Below are 10,176 nucleotides of genomic sequence, written 5' to 3'. Positions count from 1 at the left end.
GCCTATGACTGGGTTTTTGCAGACAAGCCTTTGCGCGGGATGGCGTACGATAAGGACACGGTAACGCGGGGAATCAGAAGCGCTCTTCCTGATAATCATAAAGAGTTGGAAATGCTTTTCTGGGATGATGTAAAATCGGGAGAAGAATTAGAAAAATTTTATAGTACTAGGGGGGCGTACAGCGAAAGTGTGTATGATGGTTTTCTTGTTATGCGATTAACAACATTAATTGATGCTTGGCGTCTTGCGGGAAAACATCTTTTGAGAAATAAAAATGGTGGATTTACGGATTTAAAATGTTATCTTGACGGATTTTTTACACATATAGTTGATAATCCTTTTTTACTGGACGAAGAAGAAACACTGGAAATAAAAAATGCATCTAATGTCTTAATTAATTTTAAAAAATTTTGTGAATTGTTAACGGGAAGAAGACGAGACAAAAGGTACTATCCTTCAGCAGGTCGAATTCATCTTGTTATTATTGATGATTTAGGGGCTGACTATTCAGAAAAGGGGTCGCGTAGAATTTCTTCACGTTACTGGGGCAAGGATCCAGGGGTTTTCCATAAGCCGCTCTGTTTTTTAAATTATCTTGGGATTGACCGATGTCGGCATTCGCCTTATTCAACAAAGGATGTTAAAGCACAAGCGCTCTTTGGTGAATATTCGATTTTTGGAAAAGAGATTTGTCCCCAGGTTGTAAATACCGAGGGTAATGGAGTTGATTCACGTCATTACTAATCTTGCAATCGAGTGATTTCTGATTTGTGGGGCGTGAGCGAAAAAAGCTTGCGCCCCATTTTTTTTCTGCGCAGTGGGTTTGCGCGCTTAACGCGCTTAATTTTAGCCAGGGAGCATTCGTTTTAAGATTGATTTTTCTAAAAAAAGGCAAAAAACCACTTTTTTAAAGAAAAAAATGATTTTTTGAGTTTTCGGGCTAAGATAGTTTTTTGTAGCAAGATAACTATTTAAAAACAAGGAAAAAATATATGAAATATTTACTTTTAGTTGTCCTTGCTTTGGGGTTCGGCCTTGGTGCGCATGAGCCAAAAGCGGTGCGGATCAGCAAACTTGAGGTTAAAAGCGCGGTTACTGCGCAATTATCACCAGACAGAAGCGATCTAGTTATTTTTGCGAATGACGATTTTGTGGCGCTTGAAACGCAATTTAAATCAAAAAGATCATTCAACGACGCTGTGCAGACAAAAAATCCAATCGTTGGTGAGTTGCATCGACGAATCGAAAAGTTGAAAAAAGAAGTTGCAGCAGGGTCTGCTGTTGGAGCATCGCGCACTGTAGCGTTTAAAATTGCTTCACAAAACGAAGTTGGTGAATTTACCCGCGAGGTAGATCTTACCATCGTTTCTACAAAAACATCACCGATTTTGCTTTCTGTGCAGGTGACGGTTGCAGGGCTTTTAAAACCCGCTGAATCGTTGCTTAATGCCATTAAATCTGTGGCCGATGAATCGACAGTTCTCGAGAATCATGGCGGCAAGTTGTTTCTAGCAGGAGCATTGACGTGGTTTTATTTTTGGAAAACGCAAAATTATCCAGCAGTGGCCGTCAGGGCATATGACTGGGTTTTTGCGGACAAGCCTTTGTGCGGGATGCCGTACGATAAGGAAACCGTAAAGCAGGGAATCAGAGCCAGTGTTTATGGTGATCATAAAGAGTTGGAAATGCTTTTCTGGGATGATGTAGAATCTGTTGATGATATTACATCTTTCTTGCGCTCTGCGCAGCCAAAAACAGTCGCCTTACAAGGTGGGGGTTCATGGACTTTTAAGGGTATTTTTGTTGTTCGGATGACAACGCTTGTTGAAATTTTGCGCTTAGCGGGAAAACGGTTATGCAGGCACGAAGATGGCGGCTTTTCTGAGTTCGAAAAACGCCGAAATGAGTGGTTTAATTTTTCTTGCGGTGGCGGTGATGAAAGTTATTCAAATCCATTGTTTCTTGGTAACGCACAAGATCTTTTTATAAAAAATGGTTATGGCTTTAAGATTTCATTCAAGGCTTTCTTTGATCTTTTAAGTGGCCGTCGAAATGGTCAATGGACTAAGGCTCATGATGAAAAACTAGCGCTTTGTGTTATTGATGATCTTGGCAATGCGTATACCAAAAAAGCTAGCTGGCTGAAATCGCGCAGAATTTCTTCGCGTTACTGGGGTAATGATGCGGGCTATTTGCATTGCTTGGTCTGTGATGTGCCGCGGCTTGGTATTGGGCGTTGCATTCACCAGCCATTTACAAGCGCGCAGGTTAAATCGTGGTTATTTGGTTATGGATCTATTTTTGGTGATTCTTGCTGTCCTTCGATTTTTGATACTCAGGGTAATCTAGTTGATTTAACGGATTACTAATCTTGCAATCGAGTGATTTCTGATTTGTGGGGCGTGGGCGAAAAAAGCTTGCGCCCCATTTTTTTTCTGCGGAGTAGGGTTGCTTGAATGAGTAAAAAAGCATTTTGCGAAACAGGTAAAAAGCTGTCATTCCCTGAGCATGCTTGCGCTTTTTTGTAAAACTCGATAGAAAAAGAGTGTTGGGTTTTTGAATATGCGGGGTTTGTATGTCGGTGGTGCGTGGGAGTCGTGGTGTGGAAAATGAAAAAAATATTCAACTGCGCGGAAACTTTCTCCTTTTTTATGCATTTGATATTGGTGATGAAATAAATCTTAAGGCGTTGCAAGCGTCGCAAATTTTACCTTCGTTTGTGCTTCCTACATCGCCGGGGTTTAAGAATTATCACGTGCCGGTGTCGGTACAACTCGCAGACTGCGATCCGTCGGGTGCGCAACGCTCGCGAACCGATTGTATCGCGGCAAAATTACACTCGTTTGGGGTGATTTCGTTTTGCTACAAAATTCCATTCAGTGCCAATTTTGAAGAGCTCAAAAGTCGGTTTATCGAAATTTCGGGTGTCTATGCCGAAAAAGCCGAAGCAGATGCTGCAATGTTGTTTCGGGGGATTGAGTCTTTCGTCTCAAAAAAACAATTATTTCACATGAAAGAGCGCTACAGCGCGGTGCAGATTACGCCGGTTGATGGCCTTACCCCAGAAAACTTTAAAGAAACCTATGGTTCTAAGATTGCATCGTTGTTGCGGTATGAAAAAGAATCGCTTTCTGATTATCAGCAAGAGGCGGTCTTGGCCTCATCTTCGGCATATTATGGCCAAGACATGGTGATTATCGATGGCGAAGCGGCATTTATTTATGATGATGAATATTATGAAGTCTTGGAGTTTTTGGAGTTTGTAAACATTCAGCGTTTAGAGCTCAAAAACTTTGATCGCGTGCTTGATGCGCAGCTTAATAAATTTTATTCGGGTGATAGTTCGTATGAATTGTCTTGGAGTTCGTATATCCCGCTGGTCAAGGGTAAGGAAGATCGCTTGGTCGAAGAGTTGGCGCGTTTGCGTGTTGATATTTCCGTGATTGTCGATCGTCTTGAAGTAAGTATCAAGATGTCGGGTGACCCGTATCATGAAGAAATTTATACTATGTTGGTCGACAAATTATTGATTCCTCAGTGGCTTGAGTCGGTGAACAAGAAACTTTCGATTGTGCAGGATTTGTACACCATTTATCGTGACCGACTTGCAAGCATTCGTGGTGAGCTGTTAACCGTTGTGATCATCATTTTGGTTGGCATTGAAGCCTTTTTTGCTTTTTTGCATCTGCGTGGGTAGAAAGCTTTTCTGGATTTGATACACTTTAAAGTATGATTTTTTATCGTTTTTGAGGAAGTTGAATAATTCATGGCAACGCTTGAGCAAATTGTTTCGTTATGTAAACGTCGGGGTTTTGTTTTTCAGTCGGCAGAAATTTATGGTGGCCTGAACGGGGTCTATGATTTTGGTCCGTTGGGCGTTCTGCTTAAACAAAATATCAAAAATTTTTGGATGGATCATGTTGCCAAAGCAGAATTTGATGTAGTGTTTTTTGATGGAGCCTTACTTGGTCATGAAATGACCTGGACCGCTTCTGGACACGTTTCTAATTTTAGTGATCCGTTGGTTGACTGTAAGAATTGCAAAAAACGTTACCGCGCAGACGATGATGATTACAACGCAGAAAAACCATGCAAAAGCTGTGGTGTTAAAAATTGGACCGAAGAGCGTCGTTTTAACTTGATGTTTCAGACCAACATGGGAGCTATGACTGGTGACAGCATCGCCTACTTACGCCCAGAAACCGCACAAGCTGTCTTTGTGAATTTTAAGAATGTTATGACTTCCTCGCGCACTTCGATTCCTTTTGGGATTGCGCAAATCGGGAAGGCTTTTAGAAACGAAATTACTCCAAAACAATTTTTATTCCGCATGCGAGAATTCGAGCAAATGGAGCTTGAGTTTTTCTGTCATCCGTCAACTTCAAATACTTTTTTTGAGACATGGTGCAAGATCAGAAATGATTTTTACCAAAAAATTGGTCTGAATATGAGTAAGATTCGTCAGCGTCCACACGCAAATGATGAGTTGGCACATTACTCGCAAGCGTGTGTTGATATGGAGTATGAATTTCCGTTTGGTTTTAAAGAACTTGAGGGGATTGCTCATCGTGGTGATTTTGATTTAAAACAACACTCTCAGTTTAGTAAAAAAGATTTGTCGGTACACGACCAGCAAGCAGGAACGAGTTATCTTCCGCATGTGGTTGAGTGCTCGGTTGGTGTTGATCGGTTGTTTTTGACCATGTTGTTTGATGCGTATACCGAAGATGTGGTCGATGGTGAACCGAGAGTCTTTTTGAACTTTGCTCCACACATGGCGCCAATTCGTTGCGCAGTGTTTCCTCTCACAAAACATCAGGGCGAACTTGCGGGAAAAATATTTGCTGATTTAAAAAAGAAATTTGCATTTGTGCAGTACGATGATGGTGGCTCGATTGGAAAAAGATATCGCCGTCAAGACGAAATCGGAACGCCATTTTGTATCACGATTGACTATCAATCGGCCGAAGATGGTGCGGTTACCGTGCGTGAGCGCAACTCTGGATCTCAAGAACGTATTGCGATAACTGAATTGGTGGAGTATCTTGCTGCCAAGCTTGCGCAATAACCTAGTTAGAGAGTTTTGTTGTGGAAAACGTGCCAGAAAAACGTAATTTGTATCAGTGGATAGTTCATCAGGTCAATTCGCGTTATGCGTACCAGATTTTTTTTGTCTTGTTTTCCCTCGAGATTATTTTATTGATTCCGCTCGATCCGGTGATGGCGTTTTTTGCCATGCATCGGTCCGATGATGCCTATAAATTTGTGCTTCTGGGTGTTTTGGGTTCGGTTATTGGCGCAGCCATGGGGTACGCGTTGGGCGATTTTTTATGGGATTTTGTTGGTAAGCATATTCTGACATTGTTTGTTTCTGAGTTGCGACTTGCTGCATTTGTTGCAAATTACCAGATGCAGTATGTACCAACGGTTTTTTTTGGAGCCTTAGTTCCGTTTCCCTTTAAGTTGCTTACCGCATCGGCAGGTCTTGTCGAAATTCCTTTAGTTCCTTTTTTAAGTGTGGTTGCTGCCGCTCGAGCGCTTCGATTTTCTGTCATCGCGTTTGTAAGCATTCGGTGGGGAGCAGAAGTTAAGCTGTTTTTGCATCGATATGGTCGCCATCTTTTGTTCTTACTTGCGGTTGCTCTTTCGATTGCCCTAGTGTGGTATGCAGTGTTTTTTTAGTTGATGTGCGCGAACGAGTATGTTTCATATAAAAAAATTTCAAATTTCTCCTGGCGTTCTCATTTTACTTTCATTTTTAGCGGTGATCACGGTTGGTTGTTTGTTGTTGCAATTACCATTGATGCGTCTTGTCGACTGTTCACTGATGGATCTTATTTTTACTGCAGCATCGGCAACATGTGTGACCGGCATTCAAGTCGTCCCAATCTCAACCTTTTCATTTTTTGGTAAGTGTGTGATTTTGGGGCTCATTCAGATCGGTGGGCTGGGGCTCATGACGCTGTCTTTTTCTGTGTTGTCATTGTTTTTGAATTTTGGGATAGCAGACCGCGTAACGGCAAGTAAAATTTTGGATTTTGAGTATTGGGGAAGAATCAAAAACTTTTTAAAAATAATCGTTTCCGTGACCTTGTGCTGTGAGCTTGCGGGAGTTGTGGCGCTGTATCCCATTTTGTTGCGTTACTTCAAGCCTGCACAAGCCTTATTTAATGCTCTTTTTTATTCTGTTTCTGCATTTTGTAATGCGGGAATTTCACCGGAAGATGGTGGCGTATTTGAGTACATGCAAAATTATAAATTTATGAGTGTGTTGGGCTTACTTGTTTTTGCGGGAAGTACAGGATTTATTGTGTGGCAAGATTTGGCTGTGCTGGTAAAACGATTGTTTAATTTTTCGGGATTACGTCGAGCGGTTCCGGTGTTTTCGCTTCATACACGGATTGTGTTTTTGGCATCGTTTGGGTTGATTGCATTTACCACTTGGTTGTTTTGGATGTTTGAATGGAATAATTCATTTGCTGGTCTTTCTATTGGCGATAAGGTTGCAAACTGTTTGTTCAATGCGGTGAGTCTGCGTTCTGCAGGTTTTACTACAATCGATTATGTGCACGCAGCGCTGCCTGTTCAATTTATAGTAATTTTTTTGATGTTAATTGGGGGAAATCCGGTTTCGACTGCATCAGGGATCAAAACAACAACATTTGTTTTGTTGATCGCAACAATTATTGCAACGGTCAAAACGCGCAGTGAGGTGGAGATTTTTAATCGTACCATTCCATCAGATCAAGTGTACAAAGCGCTGGTCATTTTGGGGTTGAGTGTTGCGTGGTTGATGTCAACTTTTTTTGTCCTTATTCTGACCGACGGTGGCGCGTTTGATACGTTCTATCTTTTTTTTGAGCACGTTGCTGCATTTTCTACCGGAGGTCTTTCTGTCGGGATTGTTGGATTGCTTTCGCCTCTGGGTAAGTGTGTATTGATTGTGAATATGATTGTTGGTCGAGTTGGTATTTTGACGTTGTTGTTGGCGTTGGCGCGAAACCATGCGCGAAGAAATTATAAGTATCCTGAAGAACGTGTATTGATTGGGTGAGAAAATGAAATTTGGCATTATTGGTTTGGGACGGTTTGGCTTTCAGTTGGCGATTACGCTTGCAGAGTTGGGGTGTGAAGTTTTGGCGATCGATCGCAACGAAGAAATTGTCGAATCGATCAAAGAGCAAGTTACACAATCGATTTGCATGAACGTTATCGACGAAGAATCACTCACAGAAATTGGGATTAGCGAGCTTGATGTGGTTATTGTGGCTACCGGAGAGTCGTTTGCGCAATCGGTTTTGCTGACCACCATTTTGAAGAAAAATTTAAATGTGCCTTACGTTGTGGCGCGTGCGATGAACGATATTAATGAAAAAATTCTAAAGCTTGTTGGCGCAGACAGAGTGTTTGTTATCGAGCGCGACATGGGTGTAAAAATTGCATACACCTTGAGCTTGCCACTTGCCGATGTGGTTCCTGTGACGCATGATTTTGCGGTAACAACGATTGTGGCGCCATTCCAATTTGTTGGCAAACAAGTGGGTGAAGTTAATGCTGCAAAACATCCGCGGATCGCATGTATTGGTGTTCAGAAGGGTGACGAAATTGTATTGGTTGGCGACACGTATATCATCCTAGAAACCGATAAGTTGGTATTTGCTGGAAATAAGCGCTATTTGTCGTCACTTTTGCGCGGATAATTGGACCTTGTGCAGATTTTGAAAGAGCGCAATTTCTTGAGGAAAAGAGTCTTTCATGCAACATGTTCTGTCAATAACCATTTGTAGGGTTTGTGCAAAATATTTGGCATCGACCCCCGGGCTGATTTTTGTTTTGATTATATCGTTATCACAAAATGTTTGAATTTCTTTCCAGACCCTAGTGCTAAAAAAGTTGCTCAATCTTAATTTTTCCCAGATCAAATGTGGTTTCATGCATAGAATGCGTGTTGCTTCAACCGGATCTGATTTGATCAGTTCTATAAAATTTTGAATAAATTCCCCAAAAGCACTTTCTTTTGCTGCTGTAATGGTGTCATTTTTTCCATCTTGTTGTAAGGCGATCATATATTTTTCTTGAAAGTTTGCCAGAAGGTCAATCGTGCTTTCTTTAAAGCATCCGGTGACCAATTCACTTCTTTGGGCATCGGTAAGATCGAGCAGAGGGTTGTTGGTAATTATTTCGGAGCCTATTTTTATTGAGCAATTTGAATAATGAGGGATAAATATTTGTAGTGAATGGGGAGTGATTCTAGCTCTTGTATTTGGAACTTCCGCATATTCAGATGCAAAGTGGAGAAAGGGCGTAGTGGTCAAATATTTTTTGAATGCTATGAGTATGGCTTTATTTTGTTCAAGTTCTTCTTCGGCCCGTTTTTTTGCTCCATCTTTTTCTAGTTTTTTTTGTTTGATTGCTTCGCGTCGTTTGATTTCTTTTTTAACAAAAAAACCAACTACCGCAGCTCCCATGACTGAAGCAAGGGTTAAAAGTTTTTTTTTATTCTTTTGAAAAAAAGAAAGCACTGGAACTTGTGCGTTGCAGAAATTGGTAACGACAGAAAGGATTTTTGCATCGGTAGCCGTTGGCACAAACGCAGAAAGAACAATGTGAATTTCGCTTTCTTGCTTTCGTAGGGTGTATTTTACACAAAACGTAAATGGTAATTCGGGGAGGGTGATAGTTGCAGAAAAAATCTGACTTTTTCGGGTTATTTTATCTGCACGAAGTGAGGCAATTTGTGATTGAACTTGAGTAAAAAGTATTTTTAGGAGTTCGTTTTTGCAGCATAAAACAGCTTGTGGTGATTGTTTGGTGTGATAAAAGTCCAAAAAATCATCGGCAGGAAATCGGATATGTTCTTGCCCGTCGGGGAGTTTGGAAATTTTTTTTACATTTACCGTCAGCGTGTGTGCAAAATGTACCGGTGAGCTTGAACCAGGAGTTGCGATGCATGGCACAGAAAGGGCGCACAAAATAATACGTAAAAAGTTTTTCATCGTTAATCGTGTTCTTCTTCTTCTTCTGGTAATTTGACTTTGTGCAGATCTTTAAATATTGCAAAATCGCATGGGAAATGGTCTTTAATGCAGTATGCCTCACCTTCAGATTGTGGCAAAAAAGCTCTTCTGAGTAACAAGCCAAAATGTCTACCTTCACTGTGTGCTGCATTTATATCCGTTGGAACGATGGTCTTTTGTACTATTGTTAATATTTGCTTTGGCCAAACTTTTTTATTTTTTTTATAAAAATCTTGTTCAAGAAGTTGATGGTAGATGGTCATTGGCTTAAAGAAAAAAATTCTTTTGTATTCAACGGCGTCAGACATTTTTAGAGCAGTTAATTTATTAAAAAATTTTTCAATGACACTCATTTTATTTTCGATGATATCTGGATTATAGCCATCTTTTGCAAGCGCGATCATGTAATCTTCTTGAAATTGAGAAAGTAAATTGATGGTACTTGCTTTAAAACAACCAGTGGCAAGTTCTTTGAGTTCTTCATGCGTGAGTGTTTCTTCTGTAGAAAAAAAGTCTCTATTATTATACTCCGGGATATATTGAGTAATATATTTTGCAATTATATTTGCGGCTGCCGTAAGGTCTGGAAATTCTTTGCGATCATGGCTGTGTGCAAATATCAGAAATGGAGTAGTTGTTAAATAGTTTTTGAAAGCAAGAAGGGCTTCTTTATTTTTCGAAGGGCGTTCAGCGGATTCTTGTTTTGTTTTTTTAACGCGGTTAGCGAATTCTTCTTCTTCTCGTTTTTCTCTTCTGATTGCTTTCTGTCGTTTGATTTCTTTTGTTACAAAAAAACCAACTACCGCAGCTCCCATGACTGAAGCAAGGGTTAAAAGATTTTTTTTATTCTTTTGAAAAAAAGATAAGACTGGAACTTGTGCGTTGCAGAAATTGGTAACGACGGAAAGTATTTTTGCATCGGTTGAAGTAGGCACAAATGCAGAAAGAACAATGTGGATTTCACTTCCTTGCTTTCGCAGGGTGTATTTTACACAAAACGTAAATGGTAATTCGGGGAGGGTGATAGTGGCAGAATAAATCTCAGTTTTTCGGGTTATCTTAGCTGCACGAAGTGAGGTAATTCGTGATTGAATTTGAGTAGAAAGACTTTTTAGGAATTCGTTTTTGCTACATAAAACAGCTTGTGGTGATTGTTTGG

7 protein-coding genes are annotated in these 10,176 nt (G+C 40.6%); 6 read left to right on the top strand and 1 reads right to left on the bottom strand.

The genetic code is table 11. The features are described from left to right. The first annotated feature begins 992 nt into the window (after positions 1 to 992). From FJ366_04035 to FJ366_04010, 6 genes are all read left to right on the top strand, one after another. Positions 993 to 2,369 (top strand): hypothetical protein, encoded by a 1,377-nt coding sequence (locus FJ366_04035; protein MBM3894735.1) that lies wholly within the window; start codon positions 993 to 995, stop codon positions 2,367 to 2,369. A gap of 206 nt (positions 2,370 to 2,575) precedes the next feature. Next, positions 2,576 to 3,697: a hypothetical protein gene (locus FJ366_04030; GenBank protein MBM3894734.1), complete on the top strand. Its 1,122-nt coding sequence runs from the start codon at positions 2,576 to 2,578 to the stop codon at positions 3,695 to 3,697. A gap of 69 nt (positions 3,698 to 3,766) precedes the next feature. Beyond that, a complete protein-coding gene (locus FJ366_04025) occupies positions 3,767 to 5,068 on the top strand; it encodes a glycine--tRNA ligase (GenBank protein MBM3894733.1) in 1,302 nt (433 codons plus the stop codon). A gap of 20 nt (positions 5,069 to 5,088) precedes the next feature. After that, on the top strand, positions 5,089 to 5,682 hold the full coding sequence (locus FJ366_04020; GenBank protein ID MBM3894732.1) for a hypothetical protein: 594 nt from the start codon (positions 5,089 to 5,091) through the stop codon (positions 5,680 to 5,682). A gap of 19 nt (positions 5,683 to 5,701) precedes the next feature. Next, positions 5,702 to 7,054, top strand: a complete 1,353-nt coding sequence (locus FJ366_04015; protein MBM3894731.1) for a hypothetical protein — start codon at positions 5,702 to 5,704, stop codon at positions 7,052 to 7,054. 4 nt (positions 7,055 to 7,058) lie between these two features. Continuing rightward, on the top strand, positions 7,059 to 7,700 hold the full coding sequence (locus FJ366_04010; protein MBM3894730.1) for a TrkA family potassium uptake protein: 642 nt from the start codon (positions 7,059 to 7,061) through the stop codon (positions 7,698 to 7,700). Here the strand turns inward: FJ366_04010 and FJ366_04005 are convergent. Further along, positions 7,683 to 8,996 carry a hypothetical protein gene (locus FJ366_04005; GenBank protein MBM3894729.1) on the bottom strand — a complete coding sequence of 438 codons (1,314 nt, stop codon included), beginning with the start codon at positions 8,994 to 8,996 and terminating at the stop codon, positions 7,683 to 7,685. The genes FJ366_04010 and FJ366_04005 overlap by 18 nt on opposite strands. Positions 8,997 to 10,176: the final 1,180 nt, after the last annotated feature.

Source organism: Candidatus Dependentiae bacterium (genome assembly GCA_016871815.1).
Classification (GTDB): domain Bacteria; phylum Babelota; class Babeliae; order Babelales.
Note: the sequence above shows the minus strand (reverse complement) of the source record. Positions and strands in the feature narration are given on the sequence as shown.

What these genes read in the sequence shown, in the direction of transcription:
- FJ366_04030 (MBM3894734.1), top strand. Translation starts at nt 2,576, where the DNA reads ATGTCGGTGGTGCGTGGGAGTCGTGGTGTGGAAAATGAAAAAAATATT.
- FJ366_04025 (MBM3894733.1), top strand. Translation starts at nt 3,767, where the DNA reads ATGGCAACGCTTGAGCAAATTGTTTCGTTATGTAAACGTCGGGGTTTT.
- FJ366_04015 (MBM3894731.1), top strand. Translation starts at nt 5,702, where the DNA reads ATGTTTCATATAAAAAAATTTCAAATTTCTCCTGGCGTTCTCATTTTA.
- FJ366_04010 (MBM3894730.1), top strand. Translation starts at nt 7,059, where the DNA reads ATGAAATTTGGCATTATTGGTTTGGGACGGTTTGGCTTTCAGTTGGCG.
- FJ366_04005 (MBM3894729.1), bottom strand. Translation starts at nt 8,996, where the DNA reads ATGAAAAACTTTTTACGTATTATTTTGTGCGCCCTTTCTGTGCCATGC.
- FJ366_04035 (MBM3894735.1), top strand. Translation starts at nt 993, where the DNA reads ATGAAATATTTACTTTTAGTTGTCCTTGCTTTGGGGTTCGGCCTTGGT.